Consider the following 26,799-nt stretch of genomic DNA (forward strand, 5'->3'; position numbering starts at 1 on the left):
AGTGTCAGTATATATTCTACTTTATATCTTGTATTATATGTATAATAGTGTTATTAAAAATATATGAGGTGCAGAAGCTCATTGAAACTCGTGAAATTCACACCAAAAATAGAAAGGTATTTTGATTATGAAAAACTTGATTGGATTATATCACACGGAATAGGCGTCGATCATACCGCAGATATGACGGCTTTTTCGCAAACTTTAGCTCAAGTAGGAGCACTCAAGGGAATTGAGACATATTACTACATGAGGTATGACGACAGCCCTGAAAGGAACTACATTCCCATGATCTTTTATACGGTGTTTGGCAATCCAAATGTTCCTGTGCTTCTTCACGAAGAGGTTGAGCCTGTTGGCGAACTTTTCAATGTTATTGCAGTTTTTAGCTCAAGTCTCCTGCTTCAAAAGACATCTCAAAGGGCTCTTTTATTCGATGGCGCAAAGAAGAATGCTATACTTGTTGTAAACACATCGATATCTCCTGATGACGTAGTCAAGCTAGTTAAAAAATACAATCTAGCACAAGACTGGTTCGGAAGGGTTGTAACTATAAGCGCGGCTAGGATAGATTCTGCTATTGCCTATCCTATGCTAGGAGCAGTAGCAAGTGCTTGGGACAGAGTTGACCTAGATTCTCTGCTTGCTGCGGCTGATATATTTGGTAAAGAGAAAAAGAAAGAATCTATAAGAAAGGGTTACGAAAATTCGTCAGTCAAAGAGGTCCATATACTTGCTGAGGAGACAGAGATGTTTAAGAAAATAAAGAACGAAATCGAACTTCCTGAATATACTGGAGAGTTCTGGACTCCAGAAGTCTACTATACATATCAGAAGGCAGCAGCCGAAGCTCAAACATACTCTTCAAGAATAGCTTCAATGCCTAGGTGGGAAGTCTTAGCACCTGGTTTGATCGAGTTTGGTCCAAAGCCTGGAAATAAAAACATCGGCTTTACGACTCAATGGAGGTGGCAGAGACCCATTATTGATTATAAGAGATGCACAGATTGCAAACTATGCCACTACTATTGCCCTGATGGCGCAATCAGTTTCAATCCAATAAAGATCGACTATGATTATTGCAAGGGCTGTGGCATTTGTGCTAATGTATGCCCCGCAAAGGCTATAAGTATGGTATCGGAACTTGAGCATCTTGAAGGCTTAAAGGATAGAGAGGTGCTTAGGAGATTTGACCAAAGAGAGTACGGATTCTGAGGTGATCTAAATGTCATCCGAAATAAAAAACATTCCCCCAGTTGCAATTGAAAAGCCTAAATTCAAAGTATGGAATGGAGCTAGAGCGATAGCAGAGGCTGTTAAGGTTGCTGATGTTGATGTAATTTCCGCTTATCCGATCAGACCTTATACAGGAATAATGAATGCGTTAGCTTCAATGATAGCTAATGGAGAGTTCATTGCTGATGTTGTGATTGCTGATTCTGAGCACAGTCAATTTGAAATAGTTAAGCATGCTTCAGCCGTAGGAGCGAGGACGTTTGTAGGTAGTAGCGGTGTTGGACTGGCTTATGCGGCAGAAGCTATTATAGTAACAGCATTGAGTCAGTTGCCTGTAGTCGGTGCTATAGGGACTAGAGCTTTAGATGATCCAGGGAACTTTGGAATGGAGTGGAGCGATGTATTAATGTTTAGGGACTATGGGTGGCTTATATCATGGGCTAAAACAGTCCAAGAGGCCCACGATATGACTTTGGTCGCATATAGAGTTGCGGAAGACAAAAGGGTGCTCCTTCCTCATTTTGTAGTGTTGGATGGTGCGGCATTAACTCATGTTGCTACTCCAATTGTGCCTGTGACGAAAGAACAGGCTACTGACTTTTTGCCCCCATATAAACCTCCATACAGAATTGATCCAATTGATGGACCGGTAACTAAAGCTCAGCACATAGCACCATCACTTATAGGACCAGAACAAAGAAAGTTAGTAGACGTCGCTACAAAGAGGGCAAAAGAGGTAATAGTTGAAGCTTGGAAAGACTTTGCTACTTATACAGGAAGAGAGTACCCTCCATTTATAGAGGCTATTGGAATGGAGGATGCTGACTTCGCCCTCATTGGTATGGGAGCGTATATGAAGGATATAGAAATAGTTGCAAAAAGAATGAGAGAAAAAGGAGTTAAAATCGGTACTATTAGGCTGAGGTATGTGAGACCATTCCCTGCTGAGGATTTACTAAGAGTCATTGACGGAGTCAAGGCTGCTGGGGTAATAGAATTCGGCTATTCATTTGGCTCTCCATTTGGAACAGGTTCACTATATCACGAAATAGCGACATCGCTCTATGAAACGAATACAAGGCCAGAACTTTTGGACTTCCTTTTCCTAGGAGGAAGAGAACCAAAGGTAGAGCACTTTATGAAAGCTGCTGAAATGATAATCGAGTCGGTTCACAAGAAACCTCAGAAGAAAGCTTATTGGCTCACGCTCAGAGGTGAAGATATATGATCATGCAATCAGAATTTAAGAGTTTGAGAGAAATTCCTCCTATTGACTACTATACAGCAGGGAGGAGGACATGTGCAGGCTGCGGGCCTGCAATAGGATATAGGCTTATATCTAAAGCTGCAGGTCCGAATACGATATTCATAGGACCAACGGGATGTATGTACGTAGCAAATGCTCATCAATTTCTAACATCGCCATATTCAGTTCCGTGGCACCATACTCAGCTTGGAGGGGGAGGAGCAGCTGCTATAGGCATTGCTTCTGCGCTAAGGACACTGATGTTAAAAGGCAAAAGGAAGCCCGAAGATATCAATGTGATAGTAATGGGCGGAGACGGAGCAATGGCAGATATAGGGCTTTCAGGATTGTCTATGGGATTATCTTATGATTATCAAAGATTGCTCTATATTGTATATGATAATGAGGGATATATGAACACAGGTGTACAAGCTTCAAGCACAACACCTTGGGGAGCTACAACCACATTTACTCCATCAGGTAAGGTAAAGCCTCTAGGAAACACCAGATATAAAAAGAACGTGGCTTTAATTGCAGCATCTCATCCAAATGTAAAATACGTAGCAACAGCGACTCTATGGCCACCTCTTGACTTAATGAATAAGGTAGTTAGAGCTCTAAATTCAGGAGGACCATCTGTAATACACGCTCTGTTTCCGTGTCCTAAAGGATGGTTCACATCTCCAGCTGATACGGTCATGCTTTCAAAACTTGCAGTTGAAACCGGCATGTGGGTGCTTTGGGAGCTGATAGAAGGACAATTTAAGCTGAATTACAGGCCTAATCCAAGAAAGCACGTCAGGGAGTACTTGTCATTACAGGGAAGATTCAGACACTTGAAGGATGAAGATATTGATAAAATGGATAAGATGATCGAAGAGGAATGGTTTTATTGGAACGAATCAGCTAAACAGGAAAAACTAATCCTTCCATATTAATTTTTTATAAATCTAAATACAAATATTCTGATGTTCCGATTTCAAAAAATCTTGATGATTAGTAAAAAAGTTAAATTTTGCTTTTTTTAATTTCCTCCTTAATTGTTTCTGCAAGCCTGCTTATTCCTTCTCTAATCTTTTCTTCTGAAACATATGTGAAGTTTAGCCTCATAGCATTCTTAACTTCTCTATGTGCATAGAACGCCTCTCCTGGCACATATGCAACTCCTTTTGCAACAGCCTTTTCAAACATAAGCTTTGTATCTATTCCTTCTGGCGCTGTTACCCAGATAAACATTCCCCCTTCAGGTTTTGTCCATTTAACTCCCTCTGGCATGAAGTCTTCAAGAGCCTTCAGCATAGCATCCCTCCTAGGTTTGTAAAATTCGACTATCTTTGGTATTTGCTTATCTAGATACCCTCCCTCAATGTATTTCCATGCTATAACCTGGTTAAATGTGCTAGTACATAGGTCGACGCTCTGCTTCGCTATCTCAAGCTTATTTATAAAGCGAGGATCTCCAGCTATCCACCCAATTCTGAAGCCTGGAGCTAAAACTTTTGAAAGGGTTCCTAAATAAAGAACTCTTCCATCATCATCCCATGATTTGATAGGCCTAATAGGGCTACCAGAGTAGCGAAGCTCTCCATAGGGGTTGTCTTCTATGATTATAAAGTCATACTGTGAAGCAAGCTCAAGAATTTCCTTCCTTCTCTTTTCACTCATAGTTACTCCTGCAGGATTCTGGAATATTGAGATTGTGTAAACAAACTTTACGCTTTTTCCCTGAGACTTAAGTTCCTTCAGCTTTTCTTCAAGAAGGTCGATGCGAATCCCCTCATCGTCTAGAGGAATTTGAACAAATTCTGGCTTGTAGTATTCGAAAGCCTGAAGAGCTGAAAGATAGGTTGGAGCTTCTGCTATCACGACATCTCCAGGATTGATAAATACTCTTCCGATTAAATCTAATGCTTGCTGTGATCCGGTTGTTATTATTAAATTATCTTTAGAAATTTGAATGCTATACTTCTTTTTCATCCACTCAACTATAGCATTTCTTAAAGGAGTGAAGCCATTAGTGGTCCCGTATTGAAGTGCCTGTGCGGCATGGTTTTTTATTACTTCTTGTGTGATTTCTCCGATTATATCTACAGGAAAGGTTTCAGGAGCTGGCATACCTCCAGCTAGCGAGATTACATTTGAATTTTCTACAAGTTTCAAAAGTTCTCTAGTTTCAGAAGCCTTCATTTCTAGTGCTTTTTTAGAGAAGAATTTTTCATGTTTTAAAGATAAAGCTTCTGTTTTTTCTATAGACCTTTCTTTCATACTATTACCCATATATTTATTACGATTGGAACTTTTTTAAAAGTTTTCTTTTTGATCTTTTCTTTTTGATTGCTTTTTGATTTGTTTATAAATATTTTTTAAGGTTTTATAATTGAGAGTATCGCTTTTAAGATAAAACTCAACATTAAATTTTAGTAATATTGTTTCATGTTATTAAATTCTCTACTTTAAAGTTTAGGAAATCGTAATGTTGGAAAAGAGCCGAGCTTTATAGCAGAAGATAACTGTAACATAGATCCTATCGTTTTTTTATTTTAAAAATAAAGTAAAACTTAATTATGTAGAAAAAAGAAAAATAAAAAATCAACACTTCCTATGGAAAGCATATCGTAATTAGACCATAATTATAATTATTGGTAGGGAAAGAAGATGGTACAAGAAACTTGGGTAAAAAATCTAGTAGAAAAAATTTCAAAATTAAGAGATTTGGGTTTGGACCCGTATAGGGTCGCTTATAGGTATGATGTTACGGCATTTTCTGAAGATATAAAGAATAAGTACAGCCATCTTCAGCCTGGTGAGGAGACCAATGATACGGTCTCAGTTGCTGGAAGAATATGGCATATTAGAAGACACGGAGGCATACTATTTATAGATCTCTATGATCAGATGGGGAGGATACAGATAGTATTGAGGAGGGATACAGTCAAGCCTCCTAAAGATGCCCTTTTAGATTTGATCGATAAAGGAGATTTCCTTGGAATTAAAGGTAGGATAATAAGAACAAAAGCGGGAGAGATATCAATCCTTGCAGAAGACTTTGACCTTCTCTCTATCGCATGGAGACCGATACCTTTCCACGAGTTTGGAGTAAAAGATCCTGAACAGAGGTATAGAGAGAGGTACTTGGATATACTCCTTAATTCGAAGGTAAGAAAAGCTTTAGTAGATCTGTACAAAATTGAGATGACTATGAGACTTATACTTGATAAGAAAAACTTTGTTGAAGTCCATACCCCAAAAATACAGCCTATATATGGGGGGGCACTTGCGAAACCCTTCGTAACAAAAATAGAAGCTCTTGACAGGATGGGATATTTAAGCATCGCCCCGGAGACGTATCTAAAAAGACTAGTTGTGGCTGGATTGCATAGAGTATACGAGATAGCCGTATGCTTTAGAAATGAAGATATAGACGTTACACACTATCCTGAGTTCATACAACTAGAAGCCTACAAAGCGTTTGGAGACTGGAATGACATTTTAGATTTGACTGAGGAGCTTGTTGCGGAATCTGTTAAAGCAGTATACGGAGATTATAAAGTTGAAATAACAAAACCAGATGGGGAAAAAGAAACGCTTGACTTCTCCAGGCCATTTAAGAAAATGACTTTAGAGGAAGCTGTTGAGACCTATGGAGGGATAAACATAAAGAACAAAACTCACGAAGAGTTAGTGGAGATAGCAAAGCAGCTTGGAGTAGGAATAGACGACCCCAGAAAAGGGAAGCTAGTCGAAAACATTTTTGAAAAAGTAGCTGAGAAAAAGCTGAGGAACCCGACATTTATAACACTGTTCCCAAGAGACATTTCTCCGCTTGCTAGACCATATAGGGTAGATCCTAATTATGCAGAAAGATTCGAGCTCTACATTGCTGGAATGGAAGTTGGAAACGGATATTCCGAGCTTAACAATCCTATAATACAGTATATGGCATTTAAAGAGGAAGAAGAGTTGAGAAAGAAAGCAGGAAGAGGAACGGAAACGCACCCAATGGACAAGGACTTCATAAGGGCGTTAGAATATGGTCTGCCTCCAACAGGAGGTACGGGCATCGGATTATACAGACTAATCCAGATACTTTCTGGTCTGCCATCTATAAAAGATGTTATACCATTCACTTACGTAATACCAGACGACTTCCAGACGCTAGCAGAAATAGAACCTAAGCTCATAGAGTTCTATAAAGATTTATATGTTAAAGAATAGTACAAGATTTTACTTTACACTTAAATATTTTTCAAAATGATTACGAATTTCGCATAATTTTCAATATATTATTCGCATTTTAAAAATTAATATTAAGCCTATTTTTATAATAGATGTTTCAAATGCTATGTTTTTGCATTGAATCGGAAGGTGAGGTATTTGGATGACATAAATCCAGAAGAATTTAGTGAGTGGTTTGACACTGTTATTAAAGAAGCAGAGATTTATGACTATGGAAGATATCCAGTGAAAGGAATGGGTGTATGGATGCCATATGGGTTTGCATTAAGAAAAAATATTATAGAGCTGATAAGAAAAGAGCACGATTCTAAAGGTCACGAAGAAATCCTACTCCCTCTTCTTATACCTGAGGACTTGCTAATAAAAGAGGAAGAACATATAAGAGGGTTCAGAGATGAAGTATATTGGGTCACACATGGAGGCCTCGATGAATTAGATGTCAAGCTTGCCCTGAGGCCAACAAGCGAGACTTCTATAAGCTTGATGGAGAGTTACTGGCTTAATAGTTACAAGCAACTACCGAAGAAATTCTACCAGATAGTAAGCATTTTCAGATATGAGACCAAAGCTACAAGAGCGATGATAAGGCTGAGGGAGGTATCGACTTTTAAGGAAGCGCATACTGCTCACTCAACTTTTGAAGATGCAGACAGGCAGGTAAGGGAAGCAATTGAAATATATAGTACAATATTTGACCAGCTAGGGATCCCATACGTCATATCAAAAAGACCTGATTTTGATAAGTTTGCTGGAGCGCTTTATACAATAGCTTTTGACACAGTTATGCCTGATGGGAAAGTTCTCCAAGTTGGAACGGTTCACCACTTAGGGCAAAACTTCTCAAAATCGCTTGATGTTAAAGTATTGCAGGAAAATGGAGAAAATGACTATGTGTGGCAGACAAGCTATGGATTATCGGATAGAGTAATTGCATCAACCATTTCGATACACGGAGATAAAAGAGGGCTCATTCTTCCATATATTATCGCTCCTATAAAAGTCGTTATAATACCTATATATTTCAATGATGAGGAGAAAAAAGGCGTCATAGAATATTCGGAAGAGATTAGGAATGAGCTAGAAAATTGTGGAATCAGAACTGTTATTGATACTAGAACAGAGCTAACTCCTGGAAAGAAGTTTTATGATTGGGAGCTGAGGGGGGTGCCAATAAGGCTAGAGATAGGAAAAAGGGAGATCTCTTCTAAAACAGTGGTCATAGTAACAAGGGATGAGCTAAAGAAAAAGAGCATAGCCAGAGAAAAAATCTGTGAAAGTGTCAGGAAGGAAGGAGAAGAGATAGATAAGAGATTGAGAGAAAGAGCGAAGAAGAAAATGGAGGAAAAGATATCGAAAGTAGAAAAACTAGAGCTGACTATGGAGTATGGAGAAAGGGTCAGGGGAATAATAGAGGTTCCTTGGTGTGGTAGCGAGGACTGCGCTTTAAAGATACAGGAAAGAACCGGCATAAGGGTTCTTGGCTCTCCGATAGAAAAGCCCGAATGGATAAAGGGAAAAACCTGCCCAGTGTGCGGCAGGAATGCAGTTACTTCTTTAAGGCTGGCAAAGACTTACTAAACTAATAAATAAATCTTTATTCTTCTACTTTTATAGTGGTGAGAGATTTTTTGAAGGAAAAATATGAATGCGTTGTTTGCGGAAAGGTCTTTTATGAAGGACAAGGCATAAGAATAAAGAGAGAAGGCTTGCAACTAGACTTTCATTCATCAAAATGTGCAGCGCTCTTTTTTAAGAGATTAATAGAAGAATCTCCTTCAGCCGAATGCGTTTCAGAAACAGCAAAAAAATTAATAGATGAGTTTAAAGAGTTAAGAGAAAAAAGATCTAAGAAGCATATATAAATATGAGGAGAGGATAATGGCTAACGAAATATTGGAAAAGGCAAGGGAGTTTTGCGAGCAAGAGTACGAAGATAGCATGCTATACGCGTATATTGCAAGCAAAGAAAAGGATGAAAATAGGAGGAAGATTTTAGAAGCGATCGCTAAAGATGAAGAAGGGCATTATAAATTCTGGAAAAAGCTTTACGGAAAAGATTGCAAGACGGAGAGTATTAATTCAAAGATGCTCTTCTTTCTTTTCTTGCGAAAGCTATTCGGAATAACTTTTACTTTAAAATACTTAGAAAATAAAGAAAAAAAGGCAATTGAAAGCTATAAGAAAATGCTAAGCGAACTCAAAGGCGAAGATGCTCAAGTGCTTATGAAGATAATTCAAGACGAAGAAATTCATGAGAAGACAGAAATTCAGTCTTTAGATGAGAAGGTTGTTAGATATATGAGCTTTATAATATTGGGACTTGCAGATGCCATAGTTGAGATAAACGGGGTTCATGCAGGATTCTTGGGAGTCACCGAATCGACTATTGTTACGGGAATTGCTGGTATGGTAGTCGGAGTTTCCGCTGCGATTTCAATGGCATCTGCAGCATATTTACAAGCAAAGCATGAAGCTGGAAAGTCTCCAAGGACTTCCGCGCTCATGACCGGTTTGGCTTACATCTCTGCGGTTTCAGTATTAGCTCTGCCTTACTTTTTAATAAGGAAAATGCTAACTGCATTTTTGGTATCAATATCAATCGCAATTTTAATGATCGCAAGTTTCACTTATTATGGTTCTACGCTTCAGGAAAAAGATTTTAAGAGGGAATTTATTGAGTCTACTTTATTAATGCTTGGAACAGCTTTTGTGACATATTTCTTTGGCGATCTCTTGGGTACGGCTTTCGGAATAAGAGGGATTCTTTGATCCGAATCTCGAATGAGTACCGAATAAATCCCGACTTTTTCCACAGATTGTTCATTTTATTTTTTTTATTTGACATCATGATATGGTGCAGAAGTCTCGATGAAATCGGCTGAAATAGATGCTTTTAAAAGCGATGCATTAGTCGCACACCACTTCTGGAATACTGCAGGAGGATCTGAGCTTTTAAGCGCCAGCGTTGCCTTAGCTTTTAGCCTTATAGGTTATATGCCAACTCTCGTCTCTGTATCTAAGATAGATGACCTTGTTATTAAGAAATCCTTTGGAATTGATCTTTCTTCGTTCCCGAGAACTCATGCTGCAATTAGTATAAACAGCTTTGGGCTAATGATGAGAATACTCCTGAGAAGGGAAATAAATAAAGTTATAAAATCTACAGACCCGGAGTTTCTCTTTGTGGACTCTCCGTTCTATGATGGTAATAAAGTAAGAAAAAACGGCATAAAGGTTATCGAATATATACATTTTCCAATAGAAGCATATTTTATGAGCTTAAATGATAGAAAAATCAACTTAAACGGTGACCCTTACATCAAAGAGAACTATAATGGAATAATAGGTTCACTATATTTTTCGATGTTTGGAAAGATTTCATCAAAATTTAAAAGAGAGAATCCTTTCGATAGTGCTCACCTTGTTCTCGTTAATTCAGAGTATGTTGCTAAGATAGTCAGTTCTATATATTCTCAGAAGCCCAAGGTTCTAAATCCTCCTATTCCTCCAAACAATATTGACCCTTCAGAACTCAAGGATTTTTCATCTAGAGAGAACAGCATCGTGCTACTGGGAAGATTTTCAAGGGAAAAAAGGTATCATTGGGTAATAGAAAATATTGTTCCTAAAGTTGTTAATGAAGTTGGTGATTCGAAGTTTTATTTTGTAGGATATTCGAAAGGGAGAAGGTCGGCTTCTTATGTAAATGAGCTTGTAAGCATTTTAAACAAACTTAACATAAGCTACTCTTTCGATATTAGAAAAAATGCAAGAGTTTATCTATTAGAGAACCTTGATAAAGAGATAGTTAACGAAGTGTTGAGGAGATCTAAGGTTCTTCTTCACGCTACTATTAATGAGCACTGGGGCATTTCAATAGCTGAAGGAATGTCATTTGGACTTCCAGTTGTTATTCATAAAAGTGGAGGACTATGGAGCGATCTAGCACTAGCAGGAAAAAGCGGAGTTGGATATGAAAATGCAGAAGAAGCAATACAGGAAATAGTAAAGTTAATAAACGATGAAAAAACATGGAGGCATTATTCCTCAATGTCATTGAGGAGGTCAGATGATCTAAGAATCGAAAAATTTGTCCAACGTTTCAATGAATATATAAAGAAAATGTAATCTCCTACCTATATTAAAAAGAAATAACAAATTTCACTAAGCTTAGAAGACTAGATTTTCTCTTGCAATTGTTATCATAATTGATGCTACAAAAATTTTTCAAATAGAGGTCTAATGGATTGGTAATTAGGAGTTATGCTATATCAATAAAAGCATCAACGGATAGTGTTTTCGTAAAAATATCAAAAAAGATAGATTCGCCGATCATTTTATATGTTAACAAAGATGATATAAATCAAACATATATGGTTATAATTCATACAAATTTACTAGAAATTGGAACTGTTTTAAATTTTCTACAAAAAATAAACATGAACGAAAAACGAAAATATTAACCGTTAAAGAATATCGAATATCTAGAGATCGTTATCAGCCGTAGTCCAAATAAGCAATACTGCAACTATTCCTCCGAGCACCGGACCAAGCGTTCTTAAAAGTATAAGTCCTGGATCGGCATAAAATCGTTTACTTTACCTTTCGCATTTATCATATCAAAAAAGTTCAATATTCAACAAAATTGTCATCTTTATCGATTACTGGTAAAGAGGAAAGCCTATGTTTAAGCATTACGTTCAGTGCTTTGTTAGCATCATCGTCTGAATTAATTACCAGTTCTTTTGTACTTTCACAGTCTTTAACTTTTAGTTCCATAAAAAGAGGGGTACAGAATGTTCTTTAATATAAGCAGGAGAATCTCTTTTTGTCGGAACTTGAGACCTGTATATGCTGTAATCTCCAGATACTGTATATGCAGTAGCTACAGCAATCATTGCATATGGTAACAAATGATAACTTCCCGTGCCGTAACTAGTACCCAAGATTTCAGGAAAAATTAAGCCAAAAATTCCTGTTATGAGCCCGCCTATGACGGGTTTTTAAATAATTGTTAGCTTTCCAATTTTTAAACGAGTCATTTATGAAATAAAAAATTTTAACATATAATATGGCAATCAAGCCGTCAACTATACCAAGAATGAAGTATAAGGGGAAGGTTGAAGGGACAAAAGATCCTATATAATTTCCGAATATGGGAGAGAATCCAATTACAGATCCAAAAATAGTGTATCCTACAGCGGATGCAACAAGTGATGGAAGTATAACCTCAGTTTCAAAGTCTTTTTTATATATAATATTTCTCCAGCAAGAAGCGCTCCTCTAATAGTGCTTTAAATATAGATCCTATACCAGTTCCTATACCTATTGCTACCATCATCCTTCTATCTTCAGGAGATAGATGAAATAAGTCTGCAATTATCGAACCTATTCCTGCACTTAACTGCGCTGTTGGTCCCTCTCTTCCTGCACTTCCTCCGGATTATATCGTTATTGCAGAAGCAATAAGTTTAACTAATGGTATTCTTCTTCTAATTTTACCTTGCATTCTGTGAAAAGCATTTATTGCAGCATTAGTTCCATGTCCTTCAGCTTCTGGTGTCCATGTATAAACTATTAACCCTGAAATTAGCCCCCAAAGCTGTAGAAATAGGTATTAGCCAAATTCTTTTTTGCCTGATAGTAGTAGTTCAACGACCTACTTTCGCCCAGCAGGGTTAGTAACTTTAGCCCTACGAATTTTTCCATGAATAGGAATTCCATAAACTTATAGGGAAAAATAAAAAGCAAGTGCTGAAAGTCCAGCAGCTACACCTAAAATAATTCCAAGAATATACCACTTTGTATATGGAGATATCTCGTCAATTTTTTCATCATCAAAGATCATCTCTAATTCCTGCGAATAGTACAAGACATCTTTAATATTGATTATAGGTGGGTAGTATAGCTACTAAATACATATAATAAAATAAAAAAAGCTAAAAAGCATTAAGATTACAAGGTTCAAAATGACGGTGATTGTCCGTAAAAATACTAATACTTTCAGACATACATGGAAATTATGATGCGCTTTAAACAGTAATTGATCATGTTAAAGCTTGGAACGAAGTATGGATATCAAGAGATTTAGTGGATTACGGCCCGAGCCGGAAAAAGTTATAGACTTAGTAAGAGATCAATCCAAGGATTATACTTTCAGGAAATCACGACTTTGCTGTAGCCTACAATATTGATTGTGGATGCGGAGAGAAAACGAATGAATTAAGCGTATATACCAGAACCGAAATTTCTTTTAAGATCCTATCGGAAGAATATATAGCTTGGCTTAGAAGCTTCAAACCTATAGCAAACCTCGAGTTAGATGAAGAGAAAATAACTTTAGTATACGGCTCTCCAAGAAACCTGCTTTACGAATATATGTATCCAAGCTTATCATTTGAAATTTTAGGACGATGCTCTCTTCTTCTCTATTGTTACATGATAAGAAAAAGAGATAACGAGCAAAGAATTGCCTTCGCAGGTCATACACAATATTCTCATGGATTTAAAAATAGATTAAAATCGAGTTCTAAATCCTGGCAGTGTAGGTCAACCAAAAGATGAAGGTTCATGAGCTTCTTTTGGAATTTTAGATACAGAAAGTTTTAAATTCGAAATATATCTCGTTAAATACGATATAAGCAATGTCATTGCTAAGCTTAAGAATCTACTGACCTCCCCTCCCCCTTGCCCTAAATGGCGAGCCTTCAGTTGTAAAGGACAGAAATAGTTATGAAAAATTATCTAATATTTTAACAAATGGAAAAGCATAAGCTCTTAAGCAGAAAGCAGAATTTTGAACACAAAATTGCGTTATTATAAAATTATAAAAATATACGTCTATTTTTAAATATTCTAATAAAGTTTATATCTTAAAATTCCAGCCACTCCTCCAAAGGAAGATTTTAGCCACTCACCCTCTGGGGTGTCTTCAGGTACTATTACTATTTCAGCATTTGACTTCTTTGCTACTGCTTCCATTTCATCTATATTAGGATGAGACTCAATTATCAGCAATGTCTGCAAGGCGCCAATTTCTGCAGCATGCTTCACCTCTTCAATCCCAAAAACATAAAGCCCATCGGCTTTTGCCATGTGAAGTTTTAGCTCTTCAGCTTTCTTGACAATATCAGAATATCTGTGATCTTGAAGCACATCCTCAGCCTTTAGGACGAGCTCTCTTAGTCCCGCTTCTCCCTGATAGCCGACATCTATTAATTTATTTATGACCAAGTCTCTGAATCTTTTTTCAAGATATTCTCCGGTGACGAAATCTTGTTTGCTGTAGCCAGGGCCTCCAATTAATATGCCTTTGAGCTTTCCTTCGAGGAGTAGCGGCTCAAATAGTTGCTTCGCTCTTTCTGCAACGGTTTTGTAGAAGTCCTCGACCATCTGTTCAATAATCCTGTCGAACCTCCTTTGGCTCTGTCCTCCTTTTGTGTGCTTGCCAGGGATGTAACTCATAAAGTTGTCAAGCATTTGGATCGTTGTACCTTTAAGTAGCCCAATCGTAGCCTCATCTCTTTCTATCAATATTAGACCATAGTAATCCTTCTCAGATATCATATCTTCAAGATATTCTACATGGAACCACTTGTCTGTTCTGTAGAAATAGATCTTCACTGGTTCAGGCGGAGAAAACATCAGGCATATTTCTTTATTAGTATCGCTGTTTTTCCCGCAAAAAAGGACAAGCCCGTTTTCAGGAACTTTATTTATACTAGATAATCTATCTATAGCCATGCTAAGTGATGTCTGAACAGCATCTTTCGTCCTTTTTAGCTTTATGTTATCAGTTATGCTAAGCTCTTCTCTAAGCATATTAACAACATCGCTTATCGGTCTGCCTGGAGGAATGTACAAAGATAGTAGAGTTGTTGCTGGAGCTACCCACTGCTTCAGCTCCTTAACAATAGCTTTAAGATGTTCCTTAGAAATTAAGTAGCTTGACGACACTTCTGGCACCAACTTCAGTCTTGAACTTTTAAACATTTAAAATCAAAGGTAATCAATTTTTCTGAAAAGTGGGGCCGCGGGGATTTGAACCCCGGACCACGAGGGCCCAAGCCTCGCATCCTACCAAGCTAGACGACGGCCCCTTGTAATATTTTTATTTTAAATGCAGGTTTTAAAAATTGCTAACATTCTTTTCAATTATTAATTTTTTGCTAAAAAATTTTTTAATTGTTTAATCTTCTTCAGGAATGTCAAGCTTTAATTCATTGACAAGCTCTTTATATCTATTCCTTACAGTGACCTCTGTGACTCCTGCAATATTTGCTATTTCTTTCTGAGTTCTCTTCTCGTTTTCTAATAAAGTTGCAACATATATTGCAGCCGCCGCTAAGCCAGCAGGATCCTTTCCTGCAGTAAGGGCCTTCTGTTTAGCGATCTTGACTATCCTTGCAGCAATATTCATTGCCTTTCCACTGAGATCTAACAGGCTACCCATCCTTGGAATGTAATCTATAGGATCTGCTATGGGAACTTTAAGCTGTAGCTCCTTTACCAGAAGCCTATAACATCTCGCGATCTCTTTCCTATTAGCCCTTGTATGCAGAGAGATTTCATCGAGCGTTCTAGGTAGCTTCTTCAATCTGCATGCAACATATACTGAAGCGGCGATAACGCTTTCTATACTCCTCCCTCTAACTAATCCCTTTTCTACAGCTTTTCTATAAATAACTGCCGCTTCTTCTCTTACTGCTCTATTTAAGTGAAGCTGATTGGAAAGCCTATCTAGCTCGTTCATAGCTTGAGCGAGGTTTCTATCGATGCTAGACTGTATTCTACTTCGTATCTGCCACTTCCTATATCTAAGAAATTCGAGCCTCTTTTTTGGCTCAAGCTTTTTACCGCTGGCATCACGGTCTCTCCAGTCAATTAAGGTTGTCAATCCTCTATCATGAACAGTTGGAGATAGTGGCCCCCCTATTCTGCTCCTTTTTTCCTTCTCTTCTGGCGTAAAGGCGCGCCACTCGGGTCCTTGATTAACCAACTTTTGCTCTAGAACTTCTCCCGTTTCTGTGCAAATATACTCTCCCCTTTCCGGATCAAATACAATAGCGTTTGGCGGGCAACCACTTTCATTTTCGCTTTTTCTAGCTTCTTCCTTCTTTTTTTTCTTTAGAAGCTTCAGAACTCATAACAAATTTCCACCTGATTAAGAAAGAAGATCCAATTTATATATTGGTTTAAAAAATAGTATATAAAATTTTCGGTTAATTATTTATAAATTTTTCGTTAGCTTACTACTATTATACTTTCTTCAGGAAATCCGAACTGTATGAGAATTTCTTTAAGAGCACTTCTATGATCTCCCTGGAGCTCTATCCTGCCATTCTTTGCAGTACCGCCTGTCGCCAATTTAGTCTTTAGCTGAGAAGCAAGTTTCTTTATATCTACTTCTTTTTCATCAATACCTTCTATTATTGTTACTTCTTTTCCAAACTTTCTCTTTTCAAGCCTAATTTTTATAAGTTGCTGTTCTTTTGCGAGCTGTTCACAGAGTTCGGGTGGTAGACCTCCACATATAGAATCTATATCTTTCTTCTCCATTTGTATTGCAACCTTCCTCCATCAATAAGATTAAATGCGAGAACCTATATATAAATTTTGGTTAAAATTTTTTTGAGCTTATGATCTTCTGAATTCTGATCGCATAATAAATATTAATATTAAACTAATCACCAAGAATTAAAAGTAGAAATCTTTCACTTCAAAAATTTGAATAAAACATTTTAGAAATTGTTGCAAAAAAAGGGCCCGTCGCCTAGCCAGGATCAGGGCACCGGCCTGCGAAGCCGGGGATCCCGGGTTCAAATCCCGGCGGGCCCGCATCTTTTTATAAAGATTTTTATATTCTTTCAAATGAAAGAAGTATAGGATTTTACTTAAATTTATTTAAATTTATGCAAAGTATTGAACTGCCATCCTCTCCTACTCTAAATATGCAGGCTTTAAGTTTCAATATAACTATTTTATAGCATGGAAATTTGCAAATAAAGAAATAACGAAAAGTTTAAAAAGTTAAATATATTTTTAACATTGAAAAATAAAAATATACTTAAGCTAAAACCATAATCTTTTTATTTCTTTTTTTAAATAACTAATTTAAAATATATAACTAAAATATACTCATAGGTGTTAGAGTTGCAAGGTAAATCGCTCAACAGGCTAAGATTACTATTATTATTTGCTTCAATACTTTTGATTTCAATTATAGGAACAATGGCATATGCGCAGACAACAACAGGTTCAGAAACTGCTGGATATAAGGCAATTGGCGCTGGATTAGCTATAGGACTGGCAGGTATAGGAGGGGGCATAGCAGTCGGTAGGACAGGAGCAGCTGGATTAAGTGTGCTCTCTGAAAAGCCCGAAGCATTTGGGACAGTACTTCTCATAGTGGCACTTGGAGAAGGAATTGCTATATATGGGCTAATAATTGCAATCCTTGTAATAATAATTCTTTAAAACATTTGAATAAATAAATCGTTTTCAATCCAAAAATGTATAAAAAGTGGACCGGCCGGGACTTGAACCCGGGACCTCTGCCGTGCGAGGGCAGCGCTCTTCCAGCTGAGCTACCGGCCCTCAAACAATTTTTAGTTATCTTTTTTAGGTTAAAATAAGTTTTTGGAATTAGTGGGAATCCTAACTTGATTTCAAATAACATTATCAGTTTAAATTTATAAATAACTTATAAGTGAAGGATTCAGATCTCATATAAGTTCATATTAGTTGATGCATCCCTTCTTGGTTCTGCATATGGCTTAAAGGCTTTCAAGAGCAAGGTATTTGGAGAACATGTTTATGCATGCAACAATATTCTAAAGCATCTGAGGGTTCTATAGATTTTATCGCGAAGCATCTAAAGAAATTCTACAATCTTCTTATCGCTGTTCTCTGGAAGGGCTCTTTTCCCTTCACAGAGCAGCTCAACTCTAGAATTCAAATGCGGAGAGATTTATAAATAGCAAAAAAAACATTAACATCAAAATATAAACTTTTATGAAACTCAAAACAGTTTGTTAAGGCAAATAAGTTTGGTAGAAAAAAAGCTTCCATTGCTTGCTTCAGGAAAACTTGGTGCCAACTATGAGCTTATATTTAAATACTGGGAAATTGCAAAAAGAGAAAGCCCAGAAAAAGAGAAGGATGTTGTACTCAGTACTGATGATTTAGATTATGCGGAAAAGCTGATCAGAGAAAAAAAGACAAGATTAAAAGTTTCAGAGATAATAGATGAGCTCGTTGCAAAAATAATTAACAGAATTGATAGCGGAATAGCCTTAAAGGCATATGAATCAGTATATGGAATAAAAACAGATCCTTTTTCTGCAAGAAAAGAAGTAGCGACTGTAGTTGCATTGTGGATTTTAGAAGCCCTTGAAAATGAGGGAAAGCTCGTATTATCATAATCTATTTCGAAATTGTTTTTTGGTGAAAACTATGGATTTAGTTTTTAAAGATTTCCTCTCTTACGATTACAACTGAAAGCCTTGTCTTTTAAGGCGGGGATGAAGAAAGTTTAAGCTTCTTCATGAATCTTCTTTATCATTTTTAGTCTAGAGAATTCCTCTCTTTCTCTTTCGTCCAGTACAAGTGAAATATACCTTATCGTTTTCTCGTAGTTAGGAATAATCGAATAATCTATAGAGTTTATCAGTCTCTGTGTAGTTTTCAGTTCGTTTATTATAGTAAACAGTGTATTTTCAACTTCAATTAATCGTAGGAGCTTCTCAAAAACTTCCTTTAGCTTCTCTCTCGATTCTATCAATGAAGGAGGGACATCAGAGGGGAAGTCCATTTTTGGAAAAGAATTCTCAGCTATAGAGATGTAAGGAACTTTAACTGCAAAAAGCGCTCTTATCTTAACATTTACTCTTAGAGTAGAAGGGACAATATCAGATATTTCCTTGGATCTGTTATAGCCTATAGTTAGAAGGCTTGCTTGCAAGGTATCGTATGCCTTCTTTAATTCTGAAGAAGTCTCATTATAAAGCTTTTCATATTCTTTAATCATTGTATTAAGATATAAAAGTAGCGCTGATCTCTTCTCTTCTAAAACCTCTCTAACTCTTCTTATAAGTGTAAGGTCTCTCTTCAATTTGATTAGATTGATTTTTGTTGGCAATGTGCTTCTTTTATCAAAGCTCATTTCGGTTCAGCTTCCATGCCTTTCTTATAGTACTTATTGATGAGCTCTGTCCTAATGTTTGTGAGCTCAGATTCTGGCAAAATAGATAATATAGACCAGGCTAAGTCTAAGCTCTGCTCTATTGACCTATTTTCTGTAGGAGACTGATTTATGAACGTTCTCTCAAACGATTCAGCGAATCTTAAATACAGTTTATCAGTAGAACTAAGGCTTTCTTCCCCAATGATCGTTGCTAAACTTCTAAGCTCTTGTGCTCTGCTATATGCTGCATATAATTGGTTATAAACATCGCCGTGATCTTCCCTAGTTTTATCTGGACCTATTCCTTCTTTCATAAGCCTTGATAGGCTCATTAAGACGTTTATTGGGGGATAAATACCTTTATTGAATAGGCCTCTGTCTAAAACGATCTGTCCCTCAGTAATATAGCCAGTTAAGTCTGGGATTGGATGCGTTATATCATCGTTAGGCATTGACAAAATGGGCATCTGTGTAATGCTCCCCTTCTTTCCGATAGCCCTTCCTGCCCTCTCATAAATTGAGGCGAAGTCGCTGTACATGTATCCAGGGTATCCCTGTCTGCCAGGTATTTCTTCTCTAGCAGCACTAATTTCTCTTAATGCTTCAGCATAATTTGTCATATCAGTTATAATTGCAAGTATGTGCATGTCTTTTTCATATGCCAAATATTCAGCTAATGTCAGAGCAACCCTTGGAGTAATCAGCCTTATCATTGCAGGCTCATTCGCCAAGTTAACAAACATTGCTACTTTGTTTTTTGCTCCGCTTTCCTCAAAGAATCTCTTGAAGAACAGGAAGTCATCGTACTTTATGCCTACTGCTGCAAACACCACAGCGAATTCTTCTTCTTCACCCCTAACTACTGCTTGCCTCGCGATTTGTGCAGCTAACATATTGTGCGGTAAGCCTCCACCGCTGAAAATTGGTAACTTTTGCCCTCTAACAAGAGTATTCATTACATCTATAGCACTTACTCCAGTCTGTATAAAGTCTTTGGGATAAGCTCTAGATGCAGGATTTAGCGGATCACCGTTTATATCTCTCTTTTCGGTGGCAATTACCATGGGACCACCATCAATCGGGTTTCCGAGCCCATCAAAAATCCTGCCGAGCATATCTTCGGAGACTCCAACTTCAAAAGTCTCTCCTAGAAATCTTACAGTTGTTCCTAGAGATCCTATCCCAGTCGTCCCCTCAAATATTTGTATTACGGCTAAATTCTTACTAACATCGAGCACTCTTCCCCTCCTTTTCTCACCATCTTGCAACTCAACTTCAACAACTTCATCAAAAGCGACTCCTGAAGAAACCTTTACAAACAGAAGGGGGCCTCTTATCATTTCTATTTCTTTTGACTCCATTACTCCATGAATTCTTCTTGTGCTCTCCAATATTATCACCTCAAGAGTTTTCGTACTTCTTGACCTTTTCAAATATGCCTCTTATTATGTTATCGAACATTTCAAGCTTATTATGAGGAATAGAATATCTTCCTCTTACAAGCGACGATATATCGTCCTTTATCAATTCCTCTAATTCTGACATGTTTGCCTTTCCACTTGAAATTATGGCATTAAGCTTTTCATATACCTCAAGAATCGATTTTAGCATCTTGTATTGTCTCTTTGGCTCACTAAAGGCATCTATAGGATCGAATGCATTTTGCTTAAGAAATCCATCCTTAAGAACGTTTGCTATAAACAAAATGAGCTTATCGCTCTCGCTTAAACCCTCTGTTCCAACAAGCCTTACAATCTCCTTAATCTCATTCTCTCTATACAAAATATTTAAGGCCTTCTGTCTGTCCTCGGCCCAGCTAGGACTGACATTCTTTTTCCACCATTCAGCAACAGTCTCTGCATATGCGCTATAGCTGGTCAGCCAGTTAATAGCAGGATAATGCCTGGAATAAGCTAATGTCGTGTCTAGTGCCCAGAATACTCTCACAAACCTTCTTGTATGGCTGGTTACTGGCTCTGTAAAGTCCCCACCTGGGGGCGATACTGCACCGCCAAGAGTAACTGATCCTATCCTCTTTGGATCGCCAAGTGCTATAACTCTACCAGCTCTTTCATAAAATTCAGCAAGTCTTGATGCTAAATAGCTTGGGTATCCCTCTTCAGCAGGCATCTCTTCAAGCCTGCCTCCAATTTCTCTAAGTGCTTCAGCCCACCTGCTGGTTGAGTCGGCTACAAGCAAAACATCATATCCTTGATCTCTGTAATACTCTGCAAGTGTCACTCCGACATAAATGCTAGCTTCTCTTGCAGCAACAGGCATATTGCTCGTATTTGCAATAAGTATAGTTCTTTCCATCAGCGGTCTTCCTGTCCATGGATCTTTGTAATGAGGAAACTTTTCAAGAACTTCCGTCATTTCATTTCCTCTTTCACCGCACCCGATGTAAATGACCACTTTTGCTTCACTCCACTGAGCAATACCATGAAGAGTGACTGTTTTTCCTGTACCGAAGCCTCCAGGAATAGCGGCTGTTCCTCCTTTTGCTATTGGAAAGAATGTATCTATTATTCTTAAGCCAGTGATAAGTGGTTCTGTAGGCTCGAGTTTTTCTTTAAAAGGTCTTGGAATTCTCACCGGCCAATTATGATATAACTTTAATTCTCTTTCTTCATTTTCCTTAGTAACTTTTGCTATTACATCTTCAACACTATAATCATCTTCTTTAGCCAAAAAAGTCAATTTCCCACTAATATTAGGCGGGACGAGTATTCTGTGCTCAATAAGTTCTGTCTCCTTAACGCTACCTAGCACTGTGCCGCTACTTACTTCATCTCCTGTTTTGAGCTCTTTATTTGGCATAAAGTGCCATTTTTTATTCCTTGGAAGTGCAGGGCTCTTAATACCTCTTCTAATAAAAATTGAACCACTTTTTTCTTTAATTACTTCTAAAGGTCTTTGTATTCCGTCGTATATCTGTGTCAACAGTCCTGGTCCGAGCTCAACAGAGAGGGGAGAACCCGAGGATACAACTATATCTCCTGGCTTAATACCTGAAGTTGATTCATATACCTGTATATATGCGTCATCGCCTACGATCCTCGTGACCTCTCCTATGATTCCATCGCTACCAACTTCTACAACTTCGTACATCTTTACTCCCTTCATCCCTTCAGCTACGATAAGCGATCCTGAAATCCTCTTGATCTTACCTGTTATTGCTATTTTTCTTCACCCCCGAATAAAACATTATAAACAATTGAGGCTAGTTCAAACTTAGAAAGTTCAAATATCTTTTTCAAGGTAAAATCATAAACAGTTGAACCGTCTTGAGAGACAAATTTAATTCCTCCAGTGCCGGAGGGAAGATCGTCAATAATTTTAATCTTTTCTTTACTATCTTCTAATTTTTTCTTTATAATCTTAGAAACAAGATCTTTGTCTTCCTTTTCAATGTGGATCTCTCCGTTTGTCAACTTTATAGACTCCTTTAGTTTTGAAAGTATTGCTTCGTAAATAATTTTCTTTTCCTCTTTATCAAGCTCATAAAAGATCTTCTTCTCAACTTCTTTAAGCGCAAGGTCAACGATTTCCGCTTTTTTTTCTTGAGTTTTTATTTTTATTTCATACTGCCTTAATGACCTTAAGTTATTCACGCTTTCAACGTAATTCTCATAAAGGTCGCTAAGCTCCTTAACTAGAGAATTCTTCGTATTTTTATATGCATCGTCGAGCAATTCATGTGCATCTTTACGCAATTCTTCAACGGTATCCTTGAATTCATTTATTACCTTGTTGATAACATATTCAAGCAAGGACTCAATATTACCTTCTTCCAAGGCAAACCACCAAAGTCAATTATTATTTATAACCCTAAAGCTCTCATGACCATTTTTCTGATGTCCGTAGGCTCCATAGCACTTGAGGGTGAAGGCAAGTAAAAAATAATCTTTCCAGTCTTTTTTCTAATGTTTTCGATATCTGACGATATAAGCTCTCCTAATTCTTTTTCAACCAAAATAACGCTGATATCTTGCCTTTTAGCATAAGTTTCTATAATCTGTGCAATATTGTCTGGGTTTCTCTCTTCTATTCCTTCGCAACCTATCATCTTGTACATCAGAACTAAGTTCTTTCCTCCGATTACTAATACTTTGCCATTATTGATCTGAGCACTCATGTGTATCCACTTAAACTTATTATAGTAATTAATTAAAAAAACTATAAAAATATTGACATTAATAGAAATAATTAAAATTTAATTAAAGTTTGCTTTCTGTTTGATTAGAAATCTTTCAAGGTAAATCAAGATGTTTATTCCGAATAGCGTTACAGGCATTACGTTAATTGTTCCTAAAGATTACAGTGACAAGCTTGTAACATCTTTGATGCTTACAGAAAAGTTTCATCCTGCAGAGCTGTCTATAGCCTATCCAGGGTCATATAATAATGAAATTTTAAGATATTCGCAAGAAATCGAAGGTAAGGTAAATAAATTTTCAAGTATTTTAAGTGATATAAATATATATGGAATTCGAAATGGAGGAGAAATAAAAGTATCAAAATGGATAGAGACTGCTAAGAGTATCTCTGCAGAATATGATATGCTTGAGAAGGAAATCGAACCTATCATATCAGAGCTTAAAAGCTCAAAGAGTGATAGAGAAAAAATTGATGCGTTTTTAAAAGAGATTGAACCATTGAAAGATCTTGATTTTGACTTAAATGAAGAGAAAAAATATGGCTATTTGGGATTTAAAGTTGGTTATATAGATATCGAGATGATACCTTCATTTCTTGAAAAAATGAGAAAATTCAACTGTTATATATTTGTTGAAAAAGGAGAAGAGAGCAATGTTGCTGTAATTTTATACAAAAAAGAAGATGAAAAGGAGATAGAAAAAATACTTGCAGAATCAGGGTTTTCTGAAGTTGTAATACCAAAAGATCTTCCCTCAAATTTCCATCTTGCATATGAAGAGCTTAAGAAAAAGATAAGTGAGTTTGATAAGAAAATAGAAGAGTTAGAGGAGAAAATTAAGGCAAAAGAAGTATATCTAAAGGATTTGTATTCTAGAATGTATACAGTTAAAGAAGCATTGAGAATTTATTCACAGATCAAAAATACCGATTACTTTTCTTATGTTAGAGGCTACATTCCTGCTTACGAAGCAGAAAAAATCATTTCTTTTATAAAGAAAGCTCTTGACAATAGAATATTGGTAATATGGGAAGAAATTACACTTAAAGCTGTTAAAGAAGAAAAACTTCCCACAGAAATTAAGGTTAATAAATTGCTGAAACCTTTCAGTATGCTTGTAGAGAATTATGGGTATCCTTTGCCGCATGAAATTGTCCCCATATATTTTATGGCTATCACGTTTCCCATAATTTTCGGCATAATGTTTCCTGATCTAGGACACGGGCTACTCGTTTTGCTCTTTGGTATATATATGATAAAAGCATCGAAAGGGAGAGAAGGTTGGTACAATACAGGTCTCTTGGCAATATATTTAGGCATAGCAGGCATGGTGACCGGAATTTTATCAGGAGAATTTTTTGGAAGCCTGACTAATCTTTCACAGTTACTTTGGAACGGACATCCAATAATTCCGTCCCCATTTGAAGAAGGCTCGCTATCCATATACTTCCTCATAAATATCTCTCTTAAGATAGGCTCCATTCTACTAATTTCGGGCACACTATTTGGACTTATAAACTCTTTGATGGCAAGAGAATATTTTGATGCGGTAGCAATAAAATTGCCAAAATTTCTCGCATTCTCGCTAGCTTTGTATCCCTTCCTCATTTACTCTCCAAGCGTGGCAGGAGGATTGATAAAAGAAGCAGTCTTCGGAGGTCCAGGCTTTGAGGTAATGCTAATAAGATTCGGTGTTTTAGCCTCTCTTTTTATGCTTCTTTTGTTTGAGCCTTTATTTTATGTCTCAAAGAAACGAGTAAAGGCAGGGATCTCAGCATTGACGACATCGTTCATTGAAACTTTTGAAACGGGCATAATGCTCATAGGCAATACAGCGAGCTTTTTAAGAATTTTGGGTCTCAGCGTTGCACATATTGGAGTTATGTACGCATTTACTATTATGGCTCTTCTCGTCTGGAAGGGTACCATCGGCGCAATTGCAGGGATAACAATATATATTTTTGGGAACCTTCTTGCAGCTGCTTTGGAAGGAATCGTAGTGTTTGCTCACACAATGAGGTTGCACTATTACGAATGGTTCACTAAATTTTACAGTGGAACAGGAATACCGTTTAAACCTGCCACACCATTTGCAAGGATAGTAATGATTTAACAAAGGTAAATCGATTTGGAAAGCATTGTAAATTATCTTCTAAAAGAGAATAAGGCGACGATCTCTTATCTTGCGGAAATATCGTTAACAAACGAATTTCTAGTTAAAAAGCTAATAGAAGATCTAAGAGGGATCAATATAGAAGATGGCATTGTCAGTGTAGAAAATAGACTAGAACTTGCTATATCTGCGATACATAAAGGTATTTCACCTTATGTGGTTTCCAGATACTTATCTTGGAAAGACTTTGAAAAAGAGCTAAGTGAAATATTAGAACAATATGGGTATGAAGTCCTTAGAAACTACAGAATTAGAAAGCCTTCTCGGGCTGAAATCGACATAGTTGCAATTAAAACAGGTTTAGCTTTAATAGTTGACTGCAAGCATTGGTCCCCAAGATCTGCCTCAAGAGGAAGGATAGAATTTGCAGCAAATAAGCAAGTGGAAAGGACAAAGCTTTTGCTAGAAAATGAGGAATTCTTGTTATTGCTTGGCAATAAAGCATGCATAAGAAGGCCGTGTGAAGTTAAATTGGTTCCAGTTTTAGTTACTTTAGTTTCTAAAAACTATGGATTGCTAAACTCAGTCCCCGTCGTTCCTATTAAGAGCTTTTTGAACTTCCTCATAGAAATAGATAAATTGCTAGAACTGATAATTAGAATCAGTGTTAAAATTGAATAGTAGGTAAGAAAAATGAAAGTTACGCTGATAAGCTATACTAAAGAATGCGAGAAGCTTATCGCCGTAGCTGCCAAGCAGACAATAACTCAAAAGGAATTCTCGGAAAGCTGGAATGAGATGAAGGAAGATGAGAAAAAAGAGTGGCTAAAGGAGACGATGTCAAGAGGACATACAAGCCCTTGGGAGCACTGCACATATACCTTTCTTATTGAAGACGTATCAAGAGTTCTTACGCATCAGCTTGTTAGACACAGGCTTGCGAGCTATAGTCAGCTAAGTCAAAGATATAAGAGAATTAAAGAAATTGAAAATTATTACGTGATACCAAAAAGCATTCTGAAGAAGGGAGACAAAGCTTTAGAGAAATATATAAATTCTATAAAGAAAAGCTTCGAAGAGTATCAAGAATTAATAAATATGGGAATGCCTCCAGAAGATGCGAGATATGTTCTACCGCAAGCAGTAAAAACAAAGATCGTAGTGACTATGAATGCAAGAGAGCTTCTTAATTTTTTTGGTTTGAGGATGTGTATGAAAGCACAGTGGGAAATTAGGGCACTAGCTTGGAACATTTATTACATAGTAAAAAGCATTCATCCAGATCTTTGGAAGTTCGTTGGACCAAGATGCCTTCAGCTGGAAAACATGGCAAGAATGAAACCTATAGAGCTTGAGGAGTTGCTTAAAAATGACAATATCAATTTAATTATAGAGAAATGTCCAGAAGGAGTTGCAAGAGAAAACATAAAGCTCTGCGTAAGAACGGCATTAAATGACATCAGAGAGTTTCTAGAGAGCGCAAATCCGAATAACGGAGAAAATAAAATATGAGCGATAGCATTTAAAATTAAATAACAATATGGGCAATAAAATCATTACATTTTTAAAGATCACTTGTTTTTAATTCGGAACTAATCCTCCATATAAGCAATCAAAGATAAAAA

24 protein-coding genes, 3 tRNA genes and 1 pseudogene are annotated in these 26,799 nt (G+C 37.0%); 14 read left to right on the forward strand and 14 right to left on the reverse strand.

From position 1 onward, the window contains the following. Positions 1-90: 90 nt before the first annotated feature. From FFONT_RS07100 to FFONT_RS04625, 3 genes are read left to right on the forward strand one after another with little or no spacing between them, the layout of a single operon-like run. The gene (locus tag FFONT_RS07100) at positions 91-1,215 is read left to right on the forward strand and encodes a 4Fe-4S binding protein (protein WP_014558069.1); all 1,125 of its coding nucleotides are present in this window, start codon (positions 91-93) and stop codon (positions 1,213-1,215) included. 10 nt (positions 1,216-1,225) lie between these two features. Continuing rightward, positions 1,226-2,464: a 2-oxoacid:ferredoxin oxidoreductase subunit alpha gene (locus FFONT_RS04620; protein ID WP_014558070.1), complete on the forward strand. Its 1,239-nt coding sequence runs from the start codon at positions 1,226-1,228 to the stop codon at positions 2,462-2,464. Continuing rightward, positions 2,461-3,420 (forward strand): thiamine pyrophosphate-dependent enzyme, encoded by a 960-nt coding sequence (locus tag FFONT_RS04625; protein ID WP_014558071.1) that lies wholly within the window; start codon positions 2,461-2,463, stop codon positions 3,418-3,420. Before FFONT_RS04620 ends, FFONT_RS04625 begins: the two co-directional genes overlap by 4 nt. 70 nt (positions 3,421-3,490) lie before the next feature. On the opposite strand, the gene FFONT_RS04630 is transcribed toward FFONT_RS04625, so the two are convergent. Continuing rightward, positions 3,491-4,747: an aminotransferase-like domain-containing protein gene (locus FFONT_RS04630; RefSeq protein WP_014558072.1), complete on the reverse strand. Its 1,257-nt coding sequence runs from the start codon at positions 4,745-4,747 to the stop codon at positions 3,491-3,493. A gap of 390 nt (positions 4,748-5,137) precedes the next feature. Here FFONT_RS04630 and lysS point away from each other — a divergent pair, with 390 nt between their 5' ends. The 5 genes from lysS (at position 5,138) to FFONT_RS04655 (ending at position 10,846) form a co-directional block, all read left to right on the forward strand. After that, on the forward strand, positions 5,138-6,697 hold the full coding sequence (gene lysS / locus FFONT_RS04635; RefSeq protein WP_014558073.1) for a lysine--tRNA ligase: 1,560 nt from the start codon (positions 5,138-5,140) through the stop codon (positions 6,695-6,697). A 150-nt stretch (positions 6,698-6,847) separates the two neighbouring features. Continuing rightward, positions 6,848-8,296 carry a proline--tRNA ligase gene (proS, locus tag FFONT_RS04640; RefSeq protein ID WP_014558074.1) on the forward strand — a complete coding sequence of 483 codons (1,449 nt, stop codon included), beginning with the start codon at positions 6,848-6,850 and terminating at the stop codon, positions 8,294-8,296. A gap of 50 nt (positions 8,297-8,346) precedes the next feature. Further along, positions 8,347-8,580 (forward strand): hypothetical protein, encoded by a 234-nt coding sequence (locus tag FFONT_RS04645; protein ID WP_148683661.1) that lies wholly within the window; start codon positions 8,347-8,349, stop codon positions 8,578-8,580. Positions 8,581-8,596: 16 nt separating this feature from the next. Beyond that, positions 8,597-9,487 (forward strand): VIT1/CCC1 transporter family protein, encoded by an 891-nt coding sequence (locus FFONT_RS04650; protein ID WP_014558076.1) that lies wholly within the window; start codon positions 8,597-8,599, stop codon positions 9,485-9,487. Between the two features lie 99 nt (positions 9,488-9,586). After that, the gene (locus FFONT_RS04655; protein WP_014558077.1) at positions 9,587-10,846 is read left to right on the forward strand and encodes a glycosyltransferase family 4 protein; all 1,260 of its coding nucleotides are present in this window, start codon (positions 9,587-9,589) and stop codon (positions 10,844-10,846) included. A gap of 501 nt (positions 10,847-11,347) precedes the next feature. Here FFONT_RS04655 and FFONT_RS07330 read toward each other — a convergent pair. From FFONT_RS07330 to yciH, 7 genes and pseudogenes are all read right to left on the reverse strand, one after another. Next, on the reverse strand, positions 11,348-11,497 hold the full coding sequence (locus FFONT_RS07330) for a CBS domain-containing protein (protein WP_014558078.1): 150 nt from the start codon (positions 11,495-11,497) through the stop codon (positions 11,348-11,350). Further along, complete coding sequence (locus FFONT_RS07105; RefSeq protein ID WP_211206219.1) at positions 11,488-11,631, reverse strand: hypothetical protein; 144 nt, start codon at positions 11,629-11,631, stop codon at positions 11,488-11,490. The genes FFONT_RS07330 and FFONT_RS07105 overlap by 10 nt, the downstream gene beginning before the upstream one ends. A 15-nt stretch (positions 11,632-11,646) precedes the next feature. Then, positions 11,647-12,566: pseudogene (locus FFONT_RS07360) on the reverse strand (chloride channel protein); the annotation flags it as partial. Between the two features lie 1,007 nt (positions 12,567-13,573). Continuing rightward, entirely contained in the window at positions 13,574-14,710 is a 1,137-nt protein-coding gene (gene prf1 / locus FFONT_RS04670) for a peptide chain release factor aRF-1 (protein ID WP_014558082.1), read from the reverse strand. A gap of 33 nt (positions 14,711-14,743) precedes the next feature. After that, positions 14,744-14,817: transfer RNA gene (locus tag FFONT_RS04675), tRNA-Pro, on the reverse strand. Positions 14,818-14,906: 89 nt separating this feature from the next. Then, positions 14,907-15,857: a transcription initiation factor IIB gene (locus FFONT_RS04680; protein ID WP_014558083.1), complete on the reverse strand. Its 951-nt coding sequence runs from the start codon at positions 15,855-15,857 to the stop codon at positions 14,907-14,909. A gap of 104 nt (positions 15,858-15,961) precedes the next feature. Next, positions 15,962-16,261 carry a stress response translation initiation inhibitor YciH gene (gene yciH / locus FFONT_RS04685; protein WP_193803949.1) on the reverse strand — a complete coding sequence of 100 codons (300 nt, stop codon included), beginning with the start codon at positions 16,259-16,261 and terminating at the stop codon, positions 15,962-15,964. A gap of 218 nt (positions 16,262-16,479) precedes the next feature. On the opposite strand from yciH, the gene FFONT_RS04690 reads away from it, so the two are divergent. Both FFONT_RS04690 and FFONT_RS04695 read left to right on the forward strand, forming a co-directional pair. Next, positions 16,480-16,555 (forward strand) — tRNA-Arg (locus tag FFONT_RS04690). Between the two features lie 393 nt (positions 16,556-16,948). Then, the gene (locus FFONT_RS04695; RefSeq protein WP_148683849.1) at positions 16,949-17,194 is read left to right on the forward strand and encodes an ATP synthase subunit c family protein; all 246 of its coding nucleotides are present in this window, start codon (positions 16,949-16,951) and stop codon (positions 17,192-17,194) included. Between the two features lie 47 nt (positions 17,195-17,241). On the opposite strand, the gene FFONT_RS04700 is transcribed toward FFONT_RS04695, so the two are convergent. Continuing rightward, positions 17,242-17,314: transfer RNA gene (locus FFONT_RS04700), tRNA-Ala, on the reverse strand. Positions 17,315-17,766: 452 nt separating this feature from the next. Here FFONT_RS04700 and FFONT_RS04705 point away from each other — a divergent pair. Beyond that, positions 17,767-18,141 carry a hypothetical protein gene (locus FFONT_RS04705; protein WP_014558086.1) on the forward strand — a complete coding sequence of 125 codons (375 nt, stop codon included), beginning with the start codon at positions 17,767-17,769 and terminating at the stop codon, positions 18,139-18,141. Positions 18,142-18,251: 110 nt separating this feature from the next. Here FFONT_RS04705 and FFONT_RS04710 read toward each other — a convergent pair whose 3' ends face one another. The 5 genes from FFONT_RS04710 to FFONT_RS04730 are packed head-to-tail and all read right to left on the reverse strand — an operon-like array spanning position 18,252 to position 23,040. After that, on the reverse strand, positions 18,252-18,881 hold the full coding sequence (locus tag FFONT_RS04710) for a V-type ATP synthase subunit D (RefSeq protein WP_014558087.1): 630 nt from the start codon (positions 18,879-18,881) through the stop codon (positions 18,252-18,254). Further along, the gene (locus tag FFONT_RS04715) at positions 18,878-20,263 is read right to left on the reverse strand and encodes a V-type ATP synthase subunit B (protein ID WP_148683850.1); all 1,386 of its coding nucleotides are present in this window, start codon (positions 20,261-20,263) and stop codon (positions 18,878-18,880) included. The genes FFONT_RS04710 and FFONT_RS04715 overlap by 4 nt, the downstream gene beginning before the upstream one ends. Before the next feature lie 40 nt (positions 20,264-20,303). Next, positions 20,304-22,085, reverse strand: a complete 1,782-nt coding sequence (locus FFONT_RS04720; protein ID WP_148683662.1) for a V-type ATP synthase subunit A — start codon at positions 22,083-22,085, stop codon at positions 20,304-20,306. Continuing rightward, on the reverse strand, positions 22,082-22,699 hold the full coding sequence (locus FFONT_RS04725) for a V-type ATP synthase subunit E (protein ID WP_014558090.1): 618 nt from the start codon (positions 22,697-22,699) through the stop codon (positions 22,082-22,084). Before FFONT_RS04725 ends, FFONT_RS04720 begins: the two co-directional genes overlap by 4 nt. 26 nt (positions 22,700-22,725) lie before the next feature. After that, on the reverse strand, positions 22,726-23,040 hold the full coding sequence (locus tag FFONT_RS04730) for a V-type ATP synthase subunit F (RefSeq protein ID WP_148683663.1): 315 nt from the start codon (positions 23,038-23,040) through the stop codon (positions 22,726-22,728). A 130-nt stretch (positions 23,041-23,170) separates the two neighbouring features. Between FFONT_RS04730 and FFONT_RS04735 the strand changes: the two genes are divergently transcribed. From FFONT_RS04735 to thyX, 3 genes are read left to right on the forward strand one after another with little or no spacing between them, the layout of a single operon-like run. Then, positions 23,171-25,174: a V-type ATP synthase subunit I gene (locus FFONT_RS04735; RefSeq protein ID WP_014558092.1), complete on the forward strand. Its 2,004-nt coding sequence runs from the start codon at positions 23,171-23,173 to the stop codon at positions 25,172-25,174. 15 nt (positions 25,175-25,189) lie between these two features. After that, a complete protein-coding gene (locus FFONT_RS04740; protein WP_014558093.1) occupies positions 25,190-25,855 on the forward strand; it encodes an NERD domain-containing protein in 666 nt (221 codons plus the stop codon). Between the two features lie 12 nt (positions 25,856-25,867). Then, on the forward strand, positions 25,868-26,686 hold the full coding sequence (gene thyX, locus FFONT_RS04745; protein WP_014558094.1) for an FAD-dependent thymidylate synthase: 819 nt from the start codon (positions 25,868-25,870) through the stop codon (positions 26,684-26,686). Positions 26,687-26,799: the final 113 nt, after the last annotated feature.

Source organism: Fervidicoccus fontis Kam940 (assembly GCF_000258425.1).
Classification (GTDB): domain Archaea; phylum Thermoproteota; class Thermoprotei_A; order Sulfolobales; family Fervidicoccaceae; genus Fervidicoccus; species Fervidicoccus fontis.